At 69.8% G+C, this 21,408-nt stretch carries 18 protein-coding genes and 1 pseudogene; 9 read left to right on the forward strand and 10 right to left on the reverse strand.

Annotation, left to right across the window (positions count from 1 at the left end; genetic code table 11):
* Positions 1–317: 317 nt before the first annotated feature.
* Complete coding sequence (locus CRP39_RS26415) at positions 318–782, reverse strand: hypothetical protein (RefSeq protein WP_143426650.1); 465 nt, start codon at positions 780–782, stop codon at positions 318–320.
* A gap of 263 nt (positions 783–1,045) precedes the next feature.
* Between CRP39_RS26415 and CRP39_RS14690 the strand changes: the two are divergent.
* The 3 genes and pseudogenes from CRP39_RS14690 to CRP39_RS14700 all read left to right on the forward strand — a co-directional run bounded on the left by CRP39_RS14690 (position 1,046) and on the right by CRP39_RS14700 (position 4,389).
* Positions 1,046–1,968, forward strand: a pseudogene (locus CRP39_RS14690) (IS5 family transposase).
* A gap of 356 nt (positions 1,969–2,324) precedes the next feature.
* Entirely contained in the window at positions 2,325–3,260 is a 936-nt protein-coding gene (locus CRP39_RS14695) for a GntR family transcriptional regulator (RefSeq protein ID WP_172442450.1), read from the forward strand.
* Positions 3,261–3,426: 166 nt separating this feature from the next.
* The gene (locus tag CRP39_RS14700) at positions 3,427–4,389 is read left to right on the forward strand and encodes a PDR/VanB family oxidoreductase (protein WP_446423267.1); all 963 of its coding nucleotides are present in this window, start codon (positions 3,427–3,429) and stop codon (positions 4,387–4,389) included.
* 124 nt (positions 4,390–4,513) lie between these two features.
* On the opposite strand, the gene CRP39_RS14705 is transcribed toward CRP39_RS14700, so the two are convergent.
* The gene (locus CRP39_RS14705; protein ID WP_097207133.1) at positions 4,514–4,969 is read right to left on the reverse strand and encodes a MaoC/PaaZ C-terminal domain-containing protein; all 456 of its coding nucleotides are present in this window, start codon (positions 4,967–4,969) and stop codon (positions 4,514–4,516) included.
* Between the two features lie 765 nt (positions 4,970–5,734).
* Here CRP39_RS14705 and CRP39_RS14710 point away from each other — a divergent pair.
* Entirely contained in the window at positions 5,735–6,211 is a 477-nt protein-coding gene (locus CRP39_RS14710; RefSeq protein WP_281253779.1) for an IS5 family transposase, read from the forward strand.
* Between the two features lie 21 nt (positions 6,212–6,232).
* On the opposite strand, the gene CRP39_RS14715 is transcribed toward CRP39_RS14710, so the two are convergent.
* The 8 genes from CRP39_RS14715 to CRP39_RS14750 all read right to left on the reverse strand — a co-directional run bounded on the left by CRP39_RS14715 (position 6,233) and on the right by CRP39_RS14750 (position 13,169).
* Positions 6,233–7,504 (reverse strand): NAD(P)/FAD-dependent oxidoreductase, encoded by a 1,272-nt coding sequence (locus tag CRP39_RS14715; protein ID WP_097207134.1) that lies wholly within the window; start codon positions 7,502–7,504, stop codon positions 6,233–6,235.
* Positions 7,501–7,824 carry a 2Fe-2S iron-sulfur cluster-binding protein gene (locus tag CRP39_RS14720; RefSeq protein WP_097207135.1) on the reverse strand — a complete coding sequence of 108 codons (324 nt, stop codon included), beginning with the start codon at positions 7,822–7,824 and terminating at the stop codon, positions 7,501–7,503. The genes CRP39_RS14715 and CRP39_RS14720 overlap by 4 nt, the downstream gene beginning before the upstream one ends.
* 26 nt (positions 7,825–7,850) lie before the next feature.
* On the reverse strand, positions 7,851–9,335 hold the full coding sequence (locus tag CRP39_RS14725; RefSeq protein WP_097207136.1) for a glutamine synthetase family protein: 1,485 nt from the start codon (positions 9,333–9,335) through the stop codon (positions 7,851–7,853).
* A gap of 32 nt (positions 9,336–9,367) precedes the next feature.
* Positions 9,368–10,030: a type 1 glutamine amidotransferase gene (locus CRP39_RS14730; RefSeq protein WP_097207137.1), complete on the reverse strand. Its 663-nt coding sequence runs from the start codon at positions 10,028–10,030 to the stop codon at positions 9,368–9,370.
* Positions 10,027–10,299 carry a hypothetical protein gene (locus tag CRP39_RS14735; protein WP_097207138.1) on the reverse strand — a complete coding sequence of 91 codons (273 nt, stop codon included), beginning with the start codon at positions 10,297–10,299 and terminating at the stop codon, positions 10,027–10,029. The genes CRP39_RS14730 and CRP39_RS14735 overlap by 4 nt, the downstream gene beginning before the upstream one ends.
* A gap of 1 nt (position 10,300) precedes the next feature.
* On the reverse strand, positions 10,301–10,900 hold the full coding sequence (locus CRP39_RS14740) for an aromatic-ring-hydroxylating dioxygenase subunit beta (protein ID WP_097207139.1): 600 nt from the start codon (positions 10,898–10,900) through the stop codon (positions 10,301–10,303).
* Positions 10,897–12,093, reverse strand: coding sequence for an aromatic ring-hydroxylating oxygenase subunit alpha (locus CRP39_RS14745; RefSeq protein ID WP_216359745.1), 1,197 nt, complete (start codon positions 12,091–12,093; stop codon positions 10,897–10,899). The genes CRP39_RS14740 and CRP39_RS14745 overlap by 4 nt, the downstream gene beginning before the upstream one ends.
* A gap of 311 nt (positions 12,094–12,404) precedes the next feature.
* Positions 12,405–13,169 (reverse strand): IclR family transcriptional regulator, encoded by a 765-nt coding sequence (locus CRP39_RS14750; protein ID WP_172442451.1) that lies wholly within the window; start codon positions 13,167–13,169, stop codon positions 12,405–12,407.
* A gap of 177 nt (positions 13,170–13,346) precedes the next feature.
* Here CRP39_RS14750 and CRP39_RS14755 point away from each other — a divergent pair, with 177 nt between their 5' ends.
* From CRP39_RS14755 to CRP39_RS14775, 5 genes are all read left to right on the forward strand, one after another.
* Positions 13,347–14,531 (forward strand): M24 family metallopeptidase, encoded by a 1,185-nt coding sequence (locus CRP39_RS14755; protein ID WP_097207142.1) that lies wholly within the window; start codon positions 13,347–13,349, stop codon positions 14,529–14,531.
* Positions 14,521–16,299 (forward strand): hydantoinase B/oxoprolinase family protein, encoded by a 1,779-nt coding sequence (locus tag CRP39_RS14760; RefSeq protein ID WP_097207143.1) that lies wholly within the window; start codon positions 14,521–14,523, stop codon positions 16,297–16,299. Before CRP39_RS14755 ends, CRP39_RS14760 begins: the two co-directional genes overlap by 11 nt.
* Positions 16,300–16,320: 21 nt before the next feature.
* The gene (locus CRP39_RS14765) at positions 16,321–18,417 is read left to right on the forward strand and encodes a hydantoinase/oxoprolinase family protein (RefSeq protein WP_097207144.1); all 2,097 of its coding nucleotides are present in this window, start codon (positions 16,321–16,323) and stop codon (positions 18,415–18,417) included.
* Positions 18,418–18,518: 101 nt separating this feature from the next.
* A complete protein-coding gene (locus CRP39_RS14770; RefSeq protein WP_143426651.1) occupies positions 18,519–20,009 on the forward strand; it encodes a purine-cytosine permease family protein in 1,491 nt (496 codons plus the stop codon).
* Positions 20,010–20,434: 425 nt separating this feature from the next.
* Complete coding sequence (locus tag CRP39_RS14775) at positions 20,435–21,382, forward strand: sensor histidine kinase (protein ID WP_245853883.1); 948 nt, start codon at positions 20,435–20,437, stop codon at positions 21,380–21,382.
* Positions 21,383–21,408 lie beyond the last annotated feature (26 nt).

Genomic DNA, 21,408 nt, shown 5'->3' on the forward strand with positions numbered 1-21,408 from the left:
AGCTTTGCGAACCAACGCGGTCTTCCCGACGCCCGGCAGCCCAGATATTGCCGCGGCCCCGAGGTAGCTTAGGTTGCTGGAGCTCTTGTCAACTGGGTGTGGATTGAGGATGCCCAACAGCTGTTCAAGGTCTGCGACGCGAGCAACGAATCCCGTCGCGTCTTGGGTCGGGCTTATCGTCAGGACTGCAGCCGCGGCGCGCCGCGTCCGGTTGAAGATCGTGATATTGCCGCCTGCGGTGACATTGGTCAGGCGGACCTCTACTTTGCTTAAGCCCGACGCTTCTGCCGCGGAAGGGGCGGGCTGACCTCCCGCACCTAAGGGTTTGTCGGACTTCGGCGCTCCTCTTCAATGCCAGCGGTTATTCCGGTTATCTCGATCTCGCTGTTCACTTTCCAGTCTTGGCCATGTACTCCTGTGTCGCGAGAACGCACGTCTCGAATGCGAACCGCCTCGGCCTCAAGTCGAGCCAAGTCGATGCCTCGTGCCGTTGCCACCGTTGGTTCATGTTCTCTGACGGCGGAGATCAGTCGCCTAGCGGCCTCCAACAACTCGGCGTCCTCATTGGCATTGGCGGCGGTGAGGTCTTCGGCGAGAGAGAGTCGTTTAGGCTCGGACTCAGGCTTGGACTCCAGCGGGGTGACGCTTACGTGTTGGTATCGCTCTCCGAAGAGGCGCTTGAGTGCGGCGTAGGCATCCTTAACGGCCTGACTAGCAGTGTCCTGCAATCCGGCCGATGCTCCGAGGACAACCGCTGTGACGATCACTGAGACCGGATCCATGCTCGTGATGGTCTCACGGTCAGGGTTTCTTGAGATCCCCTCTCAGCGCCGGAGAGTGCCTTCGCGCCAGAGCAAGGAGTCACATGGCGGGCTGCTCCAGGCCTACGTCCCTTAGGCCGCCTTTAGGGCGAGCTTGGGTGGCGGTACTAGGCCCTGTTTGAGAAGCCGTTCGCGGGCCGGGGCTGGCGTGTCGGTGCCGGGAAGAAGGCGAGGTCTCCGGTAGAGGGATCAACGACCAAGAAGACCCTCACCACGGAGACCTCGTGGACGGCACCCTACCCGCCGGTGCCCGCCATGACCTGACCGACGAGCAGTGGGCGATCCTGGCGTCGCTGCTGGAAGCGCTGCTGCCGGTCGGGCCGAAGCCCGGCAGACCCCGGAAATGGACCCTTCGCCAGCTCGTCGACGGCATCCGCTTTCGCACCCGGACCGGTTGTCCCTGGCGCGATGTGCCGGAGCGCTACGGCACCTGGCAGAGCATCTACGGGCTCTTCCGCGCTTGGCAGTTGGCCGGCACCTGGGCGGCGATCCTCACGGGCCTGCAGGCGCTGGGCGCCGAGGCCGGGTCGATCGAGTGGGTGGTGTCGGTGGACTCCACGATCAACCGGGCCCATCAGCACGCCGCCGCGCCCGCCGCCATCCCGAGACCCAAGCCGAGCCGCCGGTCGGGGAGCCGACCGATCATGCCCTCGGCCGCTCCCGCGGTGGCCTGTCGACCAAGGTGCATCTCGCCGTCGAGCAGGGACGCAAGACGCTGGCCACCGCGTTGACGCCCGGGCAGGCCGCCGACAGCCCCCAGTTCACCACCGTGCTCGGGCGGATCCGGGTGCCGCGCCGGTCCGGCCCGGGCCGGCCGCGCACCCGCCCGGACCGGGTGCTGGCCGACAAGGCCTACTCCAGCCGCGCCAACCGGGCCTATCTGCGCCGGCGCGGCATCCCGGCGACCATTCCGGTCAAGGCCGATCAGCAGGCCAACCGGCGGAAGAAGGGCTCCGCCGGCGGGCGACCGCCGACGTTCGACTCGGACCGCTACCGGCAGCGGCATGCCGTCGAATGCGGCATCAACCTGCACAAGCAGCACCGCGGCTTCGCCACCCGCTATGACAAGCTCGCCGTCCGCTACGAGGCCACCGTCCAAATCAGCGACATCGACATCTGGCTGCGCGACCTTTCAAACAGGCCCTAGCAGCCGTTCCCCGGAGGCGCAGCCTCAGTGCGCGCCCTCGCGATGGTCGTTGGGACGGAGGTTGGATGCCCCGGACAAGGCAGAGTCAGCGTGGAGGTCCACGGCGCGTGTCCTGACTGCTGGGATCGCCTGAGCCGGCTGCTTACCAACGGTAGTCCGGAGACGGGTCTGGCGTTGAGCACAGCCGTGTGGACGGTGCCTGGAGACACGTTGAGGGCCTCGGTCACCCGATCGATGCGGTCCAGCCATCGGGACGGCGGCGAGGCGGAGATGATGACCGCCGCCTCGCGGACCGTTCGCTGGACAGCGCCCGGGCGCCTGTCGTGCGCGGTGCCCATGACGCAGGCGTCGAGGAGGTGATCGGCGAGGTTGCTCGCGGTCTCGATCGCCGCCCGGAGTGCGGCGGCGCCTTGCTGAATGATCAGCCGCATCCGGGCGGGCGAATCGACGCTGGAGATCTTCGGCCTCGACCCGGGAAAGGTGCGCTGACTATCGTGGTGAACACGCCACGTCCGGGCAGAGCCGCCGGCCGGACGAACTACCATCTGGTCGCCACCCGGGCCACGCGCCGGGTGCCAGGACGAACGGACGGTGAAGTGGCGGGGCGGACACCCGGGACGGCTGGCGGTGGGCAGGCTCGGGGTGCGGTCGGGACCGCGCTCCGCGCGCTGCGTCAGCTGGTCGTCCAGGGTGAGCTCAAGCCCGGCGATCAGATCCGGCAGGACGAGATGGCCGCCGTGCTCGGAGTCAGCCGTGTCCCGTTGCGTGAGGCGCTCCGGGTCTTGGCCAGCGAGGGTCTGCTCACGCACCGACTCAACCAGGGCTACTTCGTGGCCGAGCTGAGCATCGACGAGTTCCGGCAGATCGTCGCCCTCCTCGAGTATCTGGAGACGGAGCTCATCAGGACTGCTCGGTGGCCGTCGCCCGAGGAGGTCGACCACCTCCGGGAGCTCAACGCGCGGCTGTCCGCGGCGACCTCGGACCTGAGCTCCGCGAGTGAACTCAACCGCGAGTTCCACTTCGCGGTCTTCCGCCTGTCGCCGAAGAAGGTCTTCGTCTCGGAGGCCGAGCGGTACTGGAATCTCGCCGAGCCGTTTCGAATGGTTCATGTCGCCACGGCCGATCGCGAAGAGATAGTCACCCAGCACGAGGATCTCGTCGATGCGCTCGCGGCGCAGGACCGAGTGCTGACCATCCGTGTGATGAACGACCACCGCCGCGACACGCTTGCCTCAGCGCTGGCCACATTGACAGCTCGCCCGGGCAGCCACTCCGACCGCGCTGTGAGCTGACAGCCACATTTGGCGCGAGCACGACCGTCTGCGTGAAGCCACGCAATCACCAGCCGAACCTCCGGCCGCGTAGGGGGCTCTCGGCGTTTCCGCCTTTGCTCGACTCATCCGAACTGGCGTCCGCCGCCGGTCTGAGGCCAGAAAGAAAGAGGAATCGATGCGGACCGTGAGCCACAACGAACACGATCTCGATCTGGTGCTGGAGAAGAAGGAGACGGTTGCTCTGGGAGTCATCCGCCTGACTCTGCGCAGGGTCGACGGCCTCGACCTGCCCGAATGGGAGCCCGGCGCGCACGTGGACCTCGTGCTCACCGACGAACTCACCCGTCAGTACTCGTTGTGTGGGGATCCGGACGACCGGTCAGTACTGCAGGTCGCCGTACTTCGAGAGCCGGCAGGTCGCGGGGGGTCGGCGTATGTGCACGACGTCCTCGCCGCGGGTGACACGGTGCGTGCACGGGGCCCTCGCAACCTCTTCCCACTGGATCTCGCGAAGCGGTATGTGTTCATCGCCGGCGGCATCGGCGTCACGCCGATCCTTCCGATGATCGCCGCCGTCGACGCCGCGGGGGCGGACTGGCAACTCGTCTACGGCGGCCGCACCAGGGCATCGATGGCCTTCTGTGAGCAACTCGAACAGAGCTACCCCGGGCGCGTGACGGTGTACCCGCAGGACGAAGCAGGCCTGCTCGACCTGGCTACGATCTTGGCCGAGCCCGGCGAGACCGCTGCCGACACCGCTGTGTACTGCTGTGGTCCCGAAGGACTTCTGTCCGCCGTGGAGCAGCAGTGCGCGCGATGGCCCCGCGGGTCCCTGCGTCTGGAACGGTTCGCTCCCAAGGCCGGAGCCACAGACCCCGGAGAGTCCTTCGAGATCGAGTTGGCCCAAACCGGCGCTGTTCTGCCCGTGCCCGCTGACCGGTCGATACTCGAGGTGGTCGAGGATGCTGGCGTGGACATCCTGTCCTCCTGCGGCGAAGGTACCTGTGGGACGTGCGAGGTTTCCGTGGTCGACGGAACGCCAGACCACCGCGACTCCGTTCTGACGGATGACGAACGAGCCACGAGCACCACGATGATGGTCTGCGTATCCCGGTCGCGCTCACCTCGACTCGTGCTCAACCTGTAGCGCGGACCGATTCTCGGTGAGCCGCTCACCCGGAGGGCATCCACGCCGGGGGCGGGCGAGAGCGAGGACGGCGGCGCGGCAAGGGCGCACAGCCGGCTCGACGCGTGGAAGGGCCATGCGGCGCCTAGGGTCGGCCGCCGGGACGGAGGCTCACCAGCAAGGGGAGCTCTCCCTCCTGGACGTCCTCGTCGCGCTGGTTGAGGAGGGTGAAGCGCCGCCGCAGGATGCCCGCATCCCCCTTGCTGGTCAGCCTGGTGTCCAGAATCTCCACGCGGCAGCGCACCGTGTCCCCGAGCATCAGGGGCCGCCGGAACCGCCATCCGTCGATGCCCAGCAGCGCGATCGAGCAGGACTCGAACACCCCGAGCCGCGATGCCAGCCCCAGCGCGACGGACAGCCCGAGAACGCCGTGCGCGATGCGTTCACCGAAGCGTCCGTGCCGGGCGGCTTCCGCGTCGGTGTGCACGGGATTGGTGTCCCAGCTCCAGCCGGCGAAGCTGACGACGTCCGCCTCGGTGATGGTGCGCGCCTGACTCAGGAACACCTGACCAGGCCGGAAGTCCTCGTAGTAGTGGGTCACCGTGACTCCTCTCGTTCGCGCGCCGAGGCTGCCTCGTCGGCCTCGCGCCCCAGGTGTCGATCGGTCGAACAGGGCGGCCACCGCCGGGAGCCGGCGGCCGTGTCGGCATGCGTGGCGACGACTCGCTCCCGAGGTCATGCATCTTCTACGCATCCAATACTCTCGAAGGCGGCCCCCTTCAGCCATGCATGGACAACGCCACGCTGGCCGCTTCACCTGCACATTCATCGCGGCTCGACAACGACCAAGCATCCCGGCATCAAGTTGCAGGCTTGGGTGTGAATCCGCCGGAGGCGAGGGCGTCCAGTATTCCGCGCGGACCAACCGGAGGAAGACTGGAGGAAGCCAGCGGCGCTACAGGCGTCATCCAGGATTCGCTCAGCGTCATCAGGCGAGAGAGTCGCCGGGCGCGCCTGGCGGGATGGTGACGGCATCAGCCCGTCAATCTCCCGGGACTGCCGCTCTGTTCGGCGCGTTCTCAGCACACGACTTGGCATTGGCGTTACACGCCCGAGCGCGGGGGAGAGTTACAGCAACGGGTACAGCAACGCGTTCCGAACGGCGGCGAACAGGACCGGACGCCGACGGACATCCCGGGCCACTGACCTGCGCTGATAGGACTTTGGCGAACCGCAGGAAACCCCTCGGATGTGACTGGGGGTCAAGGGGTCGCAGGTTCAAATCCTGTCAGCCAGACAGCGAAAACGCAGGTCAGGGGCCGTATCCGGGAAGATCCGGAACGGCCCCTGGCCCGTTCCGGCGGTCATCGACTCCGCCTCGGTGCGGGGCGCGGACACCGTGCCGGCGCGCTCGCGCGGCTACGACGCCGGCAAGCGGGTCAACGGCCGCAAACGCCATCTGGCCGTGGACACCTCCGGGCTGCTGCTGGCCGTGGTGGTCACCATCGCCGGGATCCAGGATCGCGACGGCGCGGTCCGACTGCTGGCCGCGTTGCGGGCGATGTTCTCCACCGTCGCCCTGGTCTGGGCCGACGGCGGCTACACCGGACGACTGGTCGACTGGGCCAAGGCCGTGCTGGCCTTCACCGTCACGATCGTCGAGCGCACCGATGATCTGGCCGGCTTCCGGGTCATTCCGCGCCGCTGGGTGGTGGAGCGAACGCTGGCCTGGATCAGCAAGCACCGCCGCTGCGTGCGCGACTACGAGACCCTGCCCGAACACGCCGAGGCGATGGTCTACGTCGCGATGATCATCACCATGTCCCGCCGCCTGGCCCGCTGAACCCAGTTGTGAGACGCGTTCTCAGGCCCTCGCAGCAGCATCAGCGGGCAGCCCACGCGCTTCGGTGAGCAGCGTGCGCAACGGCACATCGGTGTCCTGTGCCAGGATCGGATCGAGGGTGCGTCCCTCGGCCAGGGCGCTCCGAATCGCGGTGAAGTCGCGAGGGTTGCCCGCCACATCGGCCGCGATGAGTCGGCCCCAACGGTAGTAGAGGACGGTCAGGCGCCCTTCCCCCGCGCTGCCGCCGCGTCGGACGACGAGCTCGTCGTACCCGTCGGAGATCCCGACGAGCTGCAGTCTGAGGTCCCCTTGGTTGGACCAGAACCACGGCACCCCGCGCGGGGCCGGCTCGTGGCCCAGCAGGACAGCGGCCGCTGCGGTGGCCTGCTCGACGGCGTTGTTGACCGACTCGATGCCGAGCAGCCGGTCAGGGGCGTGGGGATGCGGTTGGACCGTGCAGTCGCCGACGGCGACGACGCGCGGGTGGCTCGTGCGGCCGGCCACGTCAGTGACGATGCCGCGCTCGACGTCGAGGCCGAGCTCCTCCGCCAGGCTCGTGACCGGCGAGGCCCCGACGCCGGCGACGACGAGGTCTGCGGGCAGGGTGCGGCCATCGCCGAGGGTGACGCCGGTGACCCGGTCGGTGCCGGTCAGCCCGGCGACCGCGGCGCCGGTGAGGACCGTGGTGCCCCGGGCCTCGTGCCAGGTCCTGACGTGTGCGGAGAACGGCGCCGCGACGACCCGGGCGAGCAGCCGGTCGGCTGCCTCGACGACGGTCACCCGGCGTCCCTGGGCACGCGCCGTCGCGGCCACCTCGAGCCCGACGAAGCCTCCGCCGACCACGATGATGTCAGCGGCATCCGCCAGGCCCGCGCGGAGCTGCTCGGCGTCCGCCACGCTGCGGAGGGTGAGCATGCCGGGGAGGTCCGCGCCGGGAACCGGCAGCCGGCGCGCGGTCGCCCCGGTCGCGAGACCGAGACGATCGAAGGCGAGCTCGCTGCCGTCGTCGAGTCGGAGCAGGCCGCCCGCCCGGTCCAGGACGGCACCGACCACCCGGCGACCGGCGTGCAGCTCGATCCGCTGCTCGGCGAGAAGCGACGGGTCACGCAGCTCGAGCTCCTCGTGCGGGACCGTCCCGGCCAGGAATCCCTTGGACAGCGGCGGCCGCTGGTAGGGGAGTCCCGGCTCGGCGCCGACCAGCACGATGCGGCCGTCGTACCCCAGGGTTCGGAGGGTGGTGGCGAGCTGCAGGCCGGCCTGGCCCGCACCCACCACGGCGACGCAGCCGGTCACTGCTGCTCCTTGGCGATCGTCACGCGGAGGCCGTCGAGCGCGTCGCTCATGGCGATCTGGCACGACAGCCGGCTGAGCTCGGTCGGCGGGGTCATCGCGTCCTCGAGCATCTCCTCCTCGAAGTCGGTCGCCCGGCCGGTCACGTCGATCTGGTCGACGTCGACGAACACATGGCAGGTCGCGCAGGACAAACCGCCGCCGCATTCGCCGACGATCCCGGGCACGCCGAGCTTTACGGCGGTCTCCATCACCGACGCGCCCGCGCGCGCCTCGACGGTGCGACGGCTGCCGTCTGGGCAGGTGAACTCGATGGTGGGCATGGCAGCTCCTGTCTCGTGGCGCCCGGTCAGAACAGGTCGAAGTACTCGCGGTGCTCCCAGTCGGTGACACCGTTGACGTAGGTCGTCTCGTCGGGGTTGGCCTCGACCCAGGCGCGATGCCGGTCGACCTCGCTGCGCTTCATCGTCACCAGGTAGTCGACGAAGGCGTCACCGAACGCCTTCCGGTAGAAGGCATCCCCCTCCAGCGCGTCCACCGCCTCGGCGAGCGTCGTCGGCAGCTGGGGGACGTCCGCGGCGTACGGGTCGTCGCTGATCGGGCCCGGGTCGATCCGGTTGACGATGCCGTCGAGACCGGCGGCGGCCTGCGCCGCGACGTAGAGGTACGGATTGGCCGCCGAGTCGCCGACCCTGTTCTCGACGTGCGAGGCGGTGTCACCCGGTGCGCTGATGACACGCATCATCGCCGCGCGGTTGTCCTGGCCCCAGGTGAGCCGGTCGGGGGCGAGCGAGTAGGGCCGACGCCGGCGGTAGCCATTGACCGTCGGCGTCGTGAACACCGAGGCGGCGACACCGTGGGCGAGCGTGCCTCCGACGTAGTGGCGGCCGAGCTCGGAGAGGGACTCGCCATCGTCGGGGACCATCAGGTTGCGGCCTTCGGCGTCCACGATCGAGGTGTGCAGGTGCCAGCCGTTGGCGTAGAAGCCGGCGATCGCGGGAGTGCACATGAAGGACGCGTGGTGGCCGTGCCGCTTGGCGACCTGCTTGACCGTCGTCCGGAACAGCGCAGCCGAGTCGGCCGCGGCGAGGCCCTCCAGGACGTCGAACGTGGTCTCGACCTGGCTCGGCGCCCACTCGTCGTCGAACGAGCGCAGCGGGAGACCCATCGCCAGGAGGGCATCGCGGATCGGCGCCAGGATCGGGTCGATCTCGTCGAGGTGCTCCACCAGCAGGTAGCTGTAGCCCCGCGCCACCGGTGCGACCGACGGCGGGTCGGCGGGCGTGCCCGGGGCGCCCAGGGAGACTCCTGACAGGCTCTCCTCGAGCACCTTGGTGAGGTACCACTCCATCTCTACGCCCGTGATCAGCCGCATCCCGGCGTCGGCCATCTCGGCCAGGATCTGCTTGAGGATCGAGCGCGGTGCGAGCGGGAACGGCCTCCCGTCGGCCAGGTAGAGGTCGCAGAAGACCAGCGCCGTCTTGTCCAGCCAGGGCAGCACGGTGAGGGTGCCCGGGTCGGGCACCATCTTCACGTTCGGGCTGCCGGCCAGGCCGTCGACGGTGAAGCCGCCGTCGGGCGTGAACGGGTTGAACACGATCGCGTTCGCGGGGTCGAAGAAGAAGGGCGCCATGGTGATGTCGTTGCCGGCGGCCAGGGCGGCCCGGTACGCGTCGGCAGTCAACGCCTTGCCGCGCAGGAGACCGTGCTGGTCGGGCCAGACGAGCCGGACGATCTCGATGCCCTCACGCTCGATGATCTTCAGCGACTGCTCCGCCGCAGTGGCCTGGTCGGCCGTGTAGAGGCCGTGCTTCTCGATGAACTTCGCGGACATGGGAGTCTCCCTGTGTAGGTCGAGTGATGGGGTCAGCGGCGGGCCGGGAGTCCGGCCAGCCAGGTGTCGATGAGGCGTTCGCCCGCGGTCGGCAAGCACTGCGGGATCGCGGCCTCCTCCCGCAGCGCCGGCACGTCGACCCCGAAGCGCCGGAGTTTCTCCTCCTCGCCATCGAGGAGGGCCGCGAAGCCGGCGGCGTCGAGCTCGGGGTGGAACTGGACGGCCAGCGCGGTGCGGTGGCGCCAGGCCTGGAGGTACCGGTCGCTCTTCGCCAGGAGCTCGGCGCCCGGCGGCGGCTCCATGGAGTCCGAGTGGAACGAGTAGTACCGGCCCGACGGCGGCTGCGCGGTGGTGGAACAGACCTCGACCAGGCCACTCTCCAGGCCATGGAGGCCGGCGAACGCTCGCCCGCCGGTGGCGACCGCGAGCAGCTGGGCGCCGAGGCAGATCGCGAGCATCGGCACGTCGTGCTCGATCGCAGCGGTGAGGACGTCGATCTCGGGCTGGAGAGCCGCGCGGTCCGCATCGACGCTCTGTGGGCCGCCGAGCACCACCCAGGCCTCGTGCTCCCCGGGGTCGGGGAAGTCGCCGCGGTAGGCGGCGTAGACGGTCAGCTCCCGTCCGACGGCCGCCGCCCTGTCGCGCAGGACGGTGACCGACGGCTCCCGGACGTGGCTGAGGACGGCGATGCTCATGGCTGGGGCCTCGGTTCGATGGGGGTGCGCCAGGGCGCCCAGTGGTCGATCCCGGCGAGCGCCGCGAGGAGCTCCTCCATCCGACGTCGATCGACGGCGACCCAGTCGCCGTCGGGTCGCACCTGGTACGGCGTGAAGTCCCACGGGGCGAGCCGGCGCGCGGTCCGGACCAGCGGCTGGACGGAGCAGAGGTCACGCTCGAGCCGCTGCACCCGCGAGCGCAACAGGACGAGCTCGCGCTCGAGGCGCGCGATGTCGGCGGTCTCCACGTCAGAACACCAGAGTCAGGTTCTCGTGGTACTGCTCGGAGTCGAGCAGGTTCACCATCTTGAGCCGGATCAGCCAGTCGTCGCCGTGCGGCAGGAGCACGTGTCCGTACCAGCCGGCGTACGTCTTGGCGACGCCGGCGCGGAACTCGTGCACGACGAACGTCGACCGCACGAGGCGGCGGCCCTCCGGGTCGACGACGGTCTCGACGTTGGTGATCGCATGCCGAGTGCGCGACGCCGGGATCTGGCTGTACGCCAGGCCGGTGCGCAGCCAGTAGACGCGGTCGGTGAGCCGCCGGTGGTCGTCGAAGGCGTGGCTCACCTCGCGGCGCGGGTCGCCGCCGCCGGCGGTCACGGGGACCCAGTACAGGCAGTCGCCGGCGAACAGGTCGAGCCAGTCGTTGAACCGGCCCTCGTCGACCAGCCGAGCCTCACGGGAGAGGAAGGACTGCGCCAGGTGCCACTCCTCGACCGGCGCGGCCGGCCAGTCGTCGGCGAGCAGCGCGCGGAAGGAGTCGAGCTCGTCGTACCAGTCCGCGTCGGCGTGGAAGGAGTGCGCCGACGTGTCCCGGAACTGCGGGGGGAGTGCGGAGAGCCTCATCGGACCTCCTCCCGCATCCGGCGCAGCCACTCGTCGTAGTAGCTGCGCATGTGCAGCTCGTCGGTGACGGCCGTGACGATCACGCCGTCGACGAGGGACTGCCACTCGGTGACATCGAGACCGCGGTTCATGAGGATCCACTCCGCCTCGGGCGCGGCGAGGCCGCGCTGGGCCTCCTCGAAGTTGGCCTGGTCGTCCGGCTCGCCGAACGCCGGGAAGTCCTCCTGAGTGCGCATCCGCAGGATGCTCACCTCGTCGGGGACGCCGCCGATCCTCGTCGCGTGCCAAGTCAGCTGGGTGCGGTCGACGGCCAGCGGCTCGATGACCTGGATCTGGTTCCCGATGATCAGCAGGTTCGGGAAGATGCTGAGGTTGATCTGCGCGCCGATGGCCAGGTCGAGCAGCCGGTCGGCGTCGTCGCCGTGCTCCGCGCGGATGCTCTCCTCGAAGAACTCGCGCCCCGGTTGCGGCCGCTGATTGCGCCAGAAGCTGCCCGGCTCGTCGCCGTGGGCTGGGCGCTGGTCGATCACGCTGTGCCCGTTGCCGAGGGAGTACGACACCATCGGGCCGTCGTCCGGGGTGCGGCCGAAGTACGACATGTCCTTCGACTCACCCATCCGCGAGGCCATCTCCAGCAGGGAGCGGTGCGAGAAGGACGGGTGGTATCCGTCGCCGGCGTTGTCGTAGGCCAGTTTCCAGTTGCCGCGGAAGCCCATCCGGTAGGCGGCGGAGCCGAGAAGCACCTCGCCCTCGGGAGCCCTGTCGAGCCAGTGGTCCAGCCAGGGCCGGGCGTGGCCGAGCCACTCTTCGACCGACGGGGCGTCGGCGTTCATCGTCCCGAAGACGAAGCCGCGGTAGCTCTCGACCCGGGTCACTCGGGTCAGTCCGAACTCGGCTCTGTCCATCTCGCCGTAGCCCTGGGGCCAGGGGACGCCGACGAGCTCGCCGTTGTTCTTGAACGTCCAGCCGTGGTACGGGCACTGGAAGCTCTTCGCCGTGCCGGACTCCTCACGGCAGACCGTTGCCGCGCGGTGCGCGCAACGGTTGAAGATCGCGTGCAGTCCGCCGTGCCGGTCCCGGGTGACCAGTACCGGGCGCAGGCCCATCCGCACCGAGACGAAGGCGTTCGGTTGGGGTAGCTGGGACTCGTGGGCGAGGTAGACCCACGACTCGCCACCGAAGACCTTCACCATCTCCTCGGCAAAGACCTGTGTCTCGGTGTATAGCGTCCGGTGCACCCGATCCGGGCGGACCAGATCGGTCCATCGGTCGATGCGTGCGGCCATTGCTGCCGGCCGTTGTTCCTGGATCGTCATGTCGCCCCTCGCACTGATCGCTTCGTCGATCTGCGGCAGCAGGCCCGCCCGGTGGCGGTCGCCTCCACTGCCCTTCAGGTGGCGGAACGCTATTCACGGCGCGCTGAGTCACACCACGGGCGACGTCGACGATTCCCTTCTCGGGAATTCCGGCAGGTCGGAACCCGGCCCGACCTGGCGTGGGGGAGTCAGGCCGTGCGTGCGCCCAGCGCTTCCTCGGTCTGCTCCACGGCGTAGCGCAGGGCCTCGACGTAGTCCGGGACCCGCCCGCGCTCGAAGCGCGAGCTCGGGATCGCGAGCGAGATCGCGAAGATCGGGCGCCCGAGCGAGTCCTTCGAGCAGACCGCGACGCCGTCCACGCCCTGGGCCGACTCCTCGATGCTGATCGCGTATCCGCGGGTGCGTACGGCCTGCAGGTGCCGCTTGAGCGAGGCCAGGTTGGTGATGTGCGAGGCGCGGGCCGGTGGCAGACCGCCAGCGAACACCTTCTCGAGCTGCTTGCCGTTGAGCTCCGACAGCAGGGCCTTGCCGGCTGCGGATGCGTACGCAGGCACACGGTCCCACCGGTCGGAGGGCACATGGGCCGGCGCGGTGCCCTCGACACCGTCGACCCAGCGCAGCAGCGGGCCCTGCCGGACCCAGACGTGGACGGTCTCGCCCACCGTCTTGCTCAGCCGGTCGATCACCGGGTGCACCAGCGTGCGGAACTCGTCGACGTCCATGCCGCGCACCCGCTCGGGGCGCAGCTCGGGACCCAGCCGGTACTGCCGGTCGCGGTCCTGGATCGCGAAGCCGTCGAAGCAGAGCGCCGTGAGCAGCCGGTGCGCCGTCGAGGGCGCCACGCCAAGCAGCTCGGCCGCGTCTTTGACCCCGAGGACCCGGCCGTCGCGCAGCTCCCTGAGGAGGACGAGCCCGCGGTGGAGGGACTCGATCGGCGGTGTGGAATTCGCCACAACGAAAAACTTAGCGCCGATCGTTCTCCGCGCAGACGAGCCGGCCCTACGGTCGGGGCACTCCGAGGACGCCGGCCCCCGATCGAGCGATTCTTCTCGATCCGGACCCACCGAGCCTCACGCGATCCAGGTGCGACGGAGCCGTCGTACACCCCTGCCCTCATCGGAGGTCCTCCCATGTCGCAGTCCATCGACGAGCGGGATCGGCGTTGGGCCGCTCTCGACAAGGCGATGGCCGAGCACGACCTGGACGCCCTCGTCTTCGCGGCCAACGACTACCGCGGGCACAAGGGATCGTTGCGCTACGTCGCCGACTACAACCTGTGCCACAAGTACGGCAACGCGGTCCTGTTGCGCGCCCGCGAGCCTGTGCTGGTGCTGTCCGGAAGCCTGGTGAGCGCCCGCAAGCCGGCGTCGGGCTGGGTCAGTGACTACCGCTTCCCGCAGACGACGGGCGCGGGCCTGGTCGAGGCGCTCAAGGAGGCCAACCGGCTCGAGAGGGTCGGCGTCATCGGGCTGGGCCAGGTGCTCAAGGTCAACGAGTACCTCGCGCTCACCGAGGCGTTCCCGGGCTGCGCGTTCGTCGACTTCACCAAGGGATTCGAACGGGTCCGCGCGGTCAAGAGCGCCTACGAGCTGGCGGGCGCCGAGGAGTCGGCGTACATCCTCGACCAGTGCTTCCACCGGCTGCTCGAAATCGCGCACGCCGGGATCACCGAGCGCGAGATCGCCGCGGAGATGCACCGGGTGGGCCACCTGCTCGGCGGCGAGGACCCGATCTTCCTCTCCATGCACACCGACGAGCAGAACGAGCACTCCCGCTCCACCTTCGACAGCCCGCGCGACCGGGTGCTCGGCACGCACGACGTGCACACCTTCTCGTTCGAGATGATCGGGCCTCGCGGCTACTGGACCGAGCTGGCCCGGATGGTCACCTTCGCCCCGGCCGACGAGGTGACCACCCGGATGGCCCGTGCGGTCACCGACGGCATCGGGAACGGCGCCCGGGCGATGACCCCAGGCGCGGTGCCCAGCGACATCCAGCGCACCGTGCTCGACGGCGTCGAGCAGCACGGCGCCACCACGTCGTACTGGTCGGGGCACTCGCTCGGGCTCGATGTCATCGAGGACCCGATGATCGGGCTCGACGTCGTCGAGGAGCCCGACCAGTCGACCGACAACACCATCGAGGCGGGCATGGCCCTGACACTCCACCCGATGGTCCAGGACACCGAGGGTCGCAGCAGCGGCTACATGTCCGACACCTTCATCGTGGGGCCGGGCGGGAGCCGGAAGCTGTCCGAGCACCCCACCGGCCTTCACCGAATCTCCCGAGGAGGGGTCTCCGTCCATGGTCACTGACCAGAGCACCGCGCCGGCCGCGACGGCCGCCGACATCGACCCGATCACGGCCTCCGTGCTGCAGCGCCGGGTCGACTCCATCAGCAAGGAGATGGCGACGATGCTGATGCGCTCGTCGCGCTCGCCGATCTTCAACGAGATCGGCGACCTCGTGACGGTCATCTTCGACCGAAACGGCAACACCCTTGCACAGGCCGAGTTCGCCGCGATCATCGCCTTCGGGGCACACCCGTCGCTCGAGTACATCATCGAGTACTTCGGGGATGACATCCACGAGGGCGACGTCATCATCCACAACGACGTGTACCACGGCGGCAACCAGAACGCCGACACCGGCATCTTCCTGCCGATCTTCACCGAAGGGCGGCTCATCGGCTGGGCCGCCGCGAAGGGACACCTCGCCGACATCGGCGGCATGACCGCGGGCGGCTACAACCCCAACGCCCGCGACATCTGGCAGGAGGCGTTGCGCATCCCGCCGCTCAAGCTCGCCGAGAGGGGCGTACCGCGCAAGGACGTCTGGGACCTGCTCGCCGCGAACATCCGGTTCGGCTTCGTCATGGAGGACATCCGGGCCATGGTCGGCTGCTGCACCGTTGGCGCTCGCCGCGTGGTCGAGGTGGTCGAGCGGTACGGGCTCGAGAGTTACGAGTCGCACTGGGAGTACATCCTCGACAGCTCGCGGCGCCAGGTGGAGGCCGAGGTCGGCCGCTGGCCCGACGGCCGGTACCACGGCGAGAGCTTCATGACCTCCGACGGCGTCGACCCCACGAAGAAGTACAAGATCGCCGTCGACATCGAGATCACCGGCAGCGACATCGTGTTCGACTTCTCCGGCTCTGATGACCAGTCGCCCGGGATCTGCAACATGCCCCCGGCCGCGGCCAAGGGCGCCGTCCGCATCGCCTTTCTCATGCTGATGGCGAGCGGCGGCATCCGGATCCCCACCAACCAGGGGCTGTTCGCGCCGATCGCGACGCGCTTCCGCAAGGGCTCGATCGTCGACCCGGAGTTCCCGGCTGCGACGATCTACGGCAACCAGCTCTGTGACGAGGTCGTCGAGGCGATCATGCTGGCCCTCGCCGACGCGCTGCCCGATCGGGTCTGCGCCGGCTGGAACAAGTACATGTGCACCGCCACCAACGGTATCGACCCGCGCACCGGTGAGCCCTTCGCGGCGTTCACCGTCTTCCAGCGCACCGGCCCGGGCGGCGTCCAGGGCCAGGACGGGTGGGACGCGCTCGGCTTCACCGGCACCGCCGGCCAGATGCGCTACCCGGACCCGGAGATGCTCGAGATCACCACGCCGCACTTCCTGGAGTACAACGAGTACCTTCCGGACTCCGCGGGCTCGGGCGAGTTCCGCGGCGGCTACGGCACCCGCTCCGCCTGGCGCACGTACGGCGAGGGGCAGATCGGGGTGACCCTGGCCGACAACATGGCCCACGAGGGCGCCTATCCCGCCCGCGGCTTGTTCGGCGGCCACGACTCCGGCCTCAACGAGCTGCGCGTGGAGTACCCCGACGGAAGCAGCCAGGAGTGGGGCTCCAAGGAGATCATCGACCAGCCGGTCGGCACCCGCGTCATCTCCTCCGCCGGTGGCGGTGCCGGGTACGGCGACCCGCGTCGCCGTCCCGCCGACAAGGTGCTGGCGGAGGTCCGCGACGGCCTCCTCTCGCCCGAGAAGGCCCGCGCCGACTATGGCGTCGTCCTCAACGCCGACGGCACGGCCGTCGACGAAGCCCACACCGCGGCGCTGCGCGCCTGACCCGCTCCAGAAGGAGCCACCATGAGCATCCGCATCGGAATCGACGTCGGCGGCACGTTCACCGACTTCCTGGTGATCTACCCGGACGGCAGCCGCCGCATCCACAAGACCAGCTCGGTCCCGTCCGACCCGCCGCAGGCGGTCCTCAACGGCCTGCGCGAGCTGGCCGAGCTCGAGCGCACCCCGATCGAGGAGTTCGTCGACCGGATCGGCCTGATCGTGCACGGCACGACGGTCACCACCAACGCGCTGCTGACCCGGCGGGGCCCGAAGACCGCCATGCTGGTCACCGAGGGCTTCCGCGACGTGCTGCCGATGCGGCACGGCACCCGCGAGGACGGCTACGACAACCACCTCGCGATGCCGGAGCCGCTGGCACCGCGTCACCTCCGGCTGCCCATCCGGGGCCGGATGGACTACAAGGGCAGCGAGGTGACCCCGCTCGACGAGGACGGCGTCCGCGCCGCAGCGAAGGTCCTGCGCGAGGAGGGCGTCCAGGCCCTCGCCATCTCCTTCATGCACTCGCACGCCAACGGCGCTCACGAGCGCCGTGCCGCGGAGATCCTGGGCGAGGCGCTGCCCGACGTCTACCTCACCGAGTCCGCCGAGCTGCTCGGGCAGGCGCGGTACTACGAGCGGTCGAGCGCTGCGGTGCTCAACTCCTACGCGGGGCCGATCATCTCGTCGTATCTCGCGACCCTCACCGGCATCCTGGAGGAAGTGCGCTTCGGCGGCCTGCTGCTGATGATGCAATCCAACGGTGGCGTCGCGACCCCGGCCGAGCTGGCGCGCCGGGCCGCGCTCTCGCTGCTCTCCGGACCCGCATCGGGGCCGACAGCCGGACTGCTGGTCACCGCCGAGCACGGCTGGGACTCGTGCCTGACCGTCGACATGGGCGGGACCAGTTTCGACGCCGCCGCCGTCAAGGGCGGCAAACCGCTCGTGATGACGGACGGCAGCATCGACCGCTGGTCGCTGGCGCTGCCGTCGGTCGACATCCACACCATCGGCGCGGGTGGCGGCTCGATCGCATCGGTCGACGAGGGGGGCCTGCTCAGCGTCGGCCCGCAGAGCGCGGGCGCCGTACCGGGCCCCGCCTGCTACGGCCGCGGCGGCGAGCGGGCGACGACGACCGACGCCGACGTCGTGCTCGGCTACCTCGACCCCGACAGCTTCCTCAACGGCCAGATGTCGCTGGACAAGCAGGCCGCCGAGGGCGCGATCCGTCGCCACGTCGCCGAGCCGCTCGGGATCAGTGTCGTGGAGGCGGCGGCCGGCATCTACGAGATGGTCAACGTCTCCATGGCCTCGGGCGTCCGTGACATCACGGTACGGCGCGGCCTCGACCCGCGGGACTTCCCGATCGTCGTCGCCGGGGGTGCCGGTCCAGTCCACGCCGCCGCGATCGCCGGTGAGCTGGACATCCCCGTCCTCATCACGCCGCGCGACTCGTCGATCTTCTGTGCCGCAGGCATGCTCGTGTGCGACTTCAAGCACGACTACGTGCAGAGCGCCAACGACCGCCTCGACACGCTCGACCTGACCGGACTGCTCCGGACCTGGAAGACGATGGCCGAGGAGGGCCGCGCGACACTGCACGGCGAGGGCGTCGGCGACGACGCGATCGCCTTCGAGCCCTCGCTCGACCTGCGCTACAAGGGGCAGTGGTACGAGCTCAACATCCCGCTCGACGAGGCGATGCTGATTGCACCCGACGCGGCGGCGATCGCTGCGGCCTTCCACGCCGAGCACGAGCTGCTCTTCGGGTACCACAGCGACGAGATGCCGATCGACGTCCTCAACGTCCGCCTGTCGGCGGTCGGCCGGACCTCCGACGAGCGCATGGACCTCAGCTCCGAGGTCCCCGTCGACAAGCCCGAGCGCCCCGCCCGGCGCGCGATCTGGTCGCCGGCGCAGAAGGCGATGGTCGAGGTCGACGTCCACCAGGGCACGGCGATGGGGCCGAACGCCCGGGTCAGCGGTCCCGCCGTGATCGAGCTCGGCACGACGACGATCGTCGTGCTCGACCAGTACGACTGCGTCGTCGACCGCAGCGGCTCCTTCGTGATGTACCTGCGCGATCGCGCGGCGGAGATCGAGGCCCGGCTCAACCTCTGACCCGGAGCCTGGTCCCACTCCCGGGCTTCCGCACCCGCCCGGCGCATCCGCGCCGGGGCGGCCTTCACCGCCCCCGCCTACCGCCCCTCAGGAGTTCCGTCATGCCCGAGAACGCCACCCGACGGCCCGACCTGCGGGCCGTCATCGAGGACAACGCACTGCAGTCCGTCCCGCTCGACCAGCGCAGGAGCGGCTGGTCGCTGTTCGCCAACACCGCAGGTGTCGGCTCCACGCTCGTCGTCCTCGGGGTCGGGGCCGCGGTGACCTTCACCGCCGGCACCAAGTGGGGCTTGGTGGTCGCGGTGATCGCGGCTGCCTTCGGATCCATGATCGGCTGGGCAGTCGGACGTGTCTGCCAGGCCACCGGGACGTCGTCGACGGTCACCGCCCGTTTCCACGGCCTCGGCACCCGCGGCTCGGCGCTTGCCTCGCTGGTGTTCGCCTTCATGATCCTCGGTTTCCTGGCCCTGGAGAACGCGCTGCTCTACCACGGCACGATCTTCATGTTCGGCTGGGAACCATCGACCGCCAACAAGATCGGGATCTACGGTGTGCTGACCGTCGTCTGGATCGTGCTGACCACCTTCGGTCTCGGCCTGGTGCAGAAGGTCTCGTTGCTGCTCACCGTCGTGTGCGGCTTGCTCTTCGTCGTCGTCACCGTGGTCGCGCTCGACAAGTCCGCGGTCTCACTCGCCGACGTGTGGGCCTACACCCCGCCGCAGGTGGGCTTCACCGAGATCACCGCCGCCCTGTCGATCATCGCAGGCATCGCCGGCGCGCTGGCACTCGTAGGCGCCGACTTCAGCCGCTACGCCCGCACCTCGGGCGACGTGAAGATCCTCGCCGTCGGCGGCGCCATCGTGGTCAACATCGTCGTCGTCGCGATCGGCACGATCGTCTTCCAGGCGGGGAACCTCGTGGTCGCCGAGCACCTGGCAGACCCGACCAACGCCGCCCAGGCCGCGAGCCAGGCGGGTGCCACGATCCCGGAGAAGATCGCCTTCATGTCGTCGGCCAACCCCGGCGCGTACTTCATCGTCCTGTCCGGCTTCCTTGGCTTCCTCGTGATGTACGCCGCCCAGGCCAAGGCGCAGAGCCTCAACACCTACTCGGGGTCGCTCGCGCTGAGCAACCTCTTCGACGCCGTCTTCCGGCGCAGCCCGGGCCGCCTGGTCATGGTCGTGCTCGGCAATGTGATCGCGCTGCTCGCCATCTGGGGCGACATCCTCGACCGGATCAACTCCTTCCTCGGTCTGCTGGGCATCCTCACGACCGCGCTGTGCGCGCTGATGATCGTCGACTTCTTCGTGCTGCGGCGCGGCGCGGCGCGGCCGGCCGAGCGGGTCGAGCAGTTCAACTGGGCCGGCATCGTGGCCATGCTCGGCTCGTCGGCGCTGGCCTCCTGGCTGCAGGACTCTGGCCGTACCAACCTCGGCTTCCTGGTCGCGCTCGTCCTCTGCCCCCTGCTGTACGTCGCCCTGCGCTCCTCCCTACTGCCGGAAGGTCGCGGGACGAGCACAGTCGCGGCCACCGCGGCGCTGGAGCTCGCCGAGAAGCCGACACTCCGGCCGCACCATGACCTGGCGCGCTGACCCTCGGGTCAGCGCGCCAGCTTCTGTGAAGAAGGCTCGTGGAAACGTTCGCGGTAGGCCTGCGCGAACCGGCCCAGGTGGAAAAGCCCCAGCGCGCTGCCAGGCCGACCCACTGCGGGACGACGCCAGCATCGTGGTCCTGGAGTGGCTCACCGGCACCTCCCGGCACCCCCCGGGACTTCCCGGGACCTCAGCATCTGACGCGGCTGCCGCCGCGGCCCTGCGGCCGGTGACCGCCGGTCTGCCACGGTGAGGCGCGCCACGGCTGTGCTCGCCGCGTCGCCCGCGTGTCCGGCGATGAGCCGGGTACAACCCGAGCCGTTCTACCGTGGGGTGACGTCGCGCCCGACACGGCGGCGGTCACGATGGAGGACGCAGTCTTGAGCTGGCACCACGGGGGCACCACCGAAGATCGCGGACACGCCGTGGTGGACCGCGGTGCCGCGCCGGGGTTCCGGCATGACGCGCTCGTCTACGACGACGTCGAGCAGCTCACCGCGATCGCGGCCCCGTGGCTGCTGGAGGGGTTGGCCGCCGGGGACGCCGCGCTCATCGCGGCCGGTCCGACGGCCACCGGCGCGCTGCGCGAGGCCGTCGGCGACGACCCGCGGGTGATGATCGTGGAGCGACACGCCCTCTACCGCGCCCGCACGCCCACGGCCATCACGGCGTTCCGCCGGTTCGCCGCCGAGCACGCCGCGCCGGGCCGCCGGTTGCGCGTGGTCGGCGAGACCGACTTCGGCACCACGCCCGCCGACTGGCGCGAGTGGCAGGCCTACGAGGCCGTGGTCAACGTCGCGTTCGGTCCCCACCCGCTGTGGGGCTTGTGCGTGTTCGACGCCGCCTTGCCCGAGCCGATCCTGGCCTCGGTTCGCCGGACCCATCCCCAGCTGGTCACCTCCGCCGGGCCTGCGGCCAACGCCGACTTCGTCGACCCGGCCAGCTACCTGCGCGCCCTGCCGGTGCCCGAGGAGCCGCTGGAGGCCACGGCCCCGGCGCTGGCCGACGACGACATCACCGACTGCATCGGCCCACGGCACGCCGTGCGCGACCTGCTGCGCACCGTCGACGGGCCGCCCGACGTGCTCGAGGACTTCCTCATGGCCGTCGACGAGATGACCTCCAACGCCGTCCGGCACGGCACCCCTCCCGCGGGCCTGCGGCTGTGGACCCCGCCCGGCCGGCTGGTGTGCACCATCCGGGACTCCGGCCACGGCCTCGACGACCCGTTCGCCGGTTACGGCCCTGCACACGGCGAGGACCTGTCGAACGGCGGGATGGGCCTGTGGCTGGCCCGGCAGCTGTGCGACCACGTCGCCATCCGGCGCGATGATCGCGGCGTCAGCGTGCGGCTGTCCACCAGCTGGCGCTGACCTGCGGCCTCGTCGCCGGTGCCCCG

Source organism: Geodermatophilus sabuli, assembly GCF_900215145.1.
Taxonomy (GTDB): domain Bacteria; phylum Actinomycetota; class Actinomycetes; order Mycobacteriales; family Geodermatophilaceae; genus Geodermatophilus; species Geodermatophilus sabuli.

Bases quoted from the DNA above. Each gene is read 5' to 3' on its own strand.
- CRP39_RS14740 (WP_097207139.1), bottom strand. From the start codon at position 10,900: ATGAGGCTCTCCGCACTCCCCCCGCAGTTCCGGGACACGTCGGCGCAC.
- CRP39_RS14770 (WP_143426651.1), top strand. From the start codon at position 18,519: ATGCCCGAGAACGCCACCCGACGGCCCGACCTGCGGGCCGTCATCGAG.
- CRP39_RS14755 (WP_097207142.1), top strand. From the start codon at position 13,347: ATGTCGCAGTCCATCGACGAGCGGGATCGGCGTTGGGCCGCTCTCGAC.
- CRP39_RS14760 (WP_097207143.1), top strand. From the start codon at position 14,521: ATGGTCACTGACCAGAGCACCGCGCCGGCCGCGACGGCCGCCGACATC.
- CRP39_RS26415 (WP_143426650.1), bottom strand. From the start codon at position 782: ATGGATCCGGTCTCAGTGATCGTCACAGCGGTTGTCCTCGGAGCATCG.
- CRP39_RS14765 (WP_097207144.1), top strand. From the start codon at position 16,321: ATGAGCATCCGCATCGGAATCGACGTCGGCGGCACGTTCACCGACTTC.
- CRP39_RS14730 (WP_097207137.1), bottom strand. From the start codon at position 10,030: ATGAGCATCGCCGTCCTCAGCCACGTCCGGGAGCCGTCGGTCACCGTC.
- CRP39_RS14745 (WP_216359745.1), bottom strand. From the start codon at position 12,093: ATGGTGAAGGTCTTCGGTGGCGAGTCGTGGGTCTACCTCGCCCACGAG.
- CRP39_RS14720 (WP_097207135.1), bottom strand. From the start codon at position 7,824: ATGCCCACCATCGAGTTCACCTGCCCAGACGGCAGCCGTCGCACCGTC.
- CRP39_RS14725 (WP_097207136.1), bottom strand. From the start codon at position 9,335: ATGTCCGCGAAGTTCATCGAGAAGCACGGCCTCTACACGGCCGACCAG.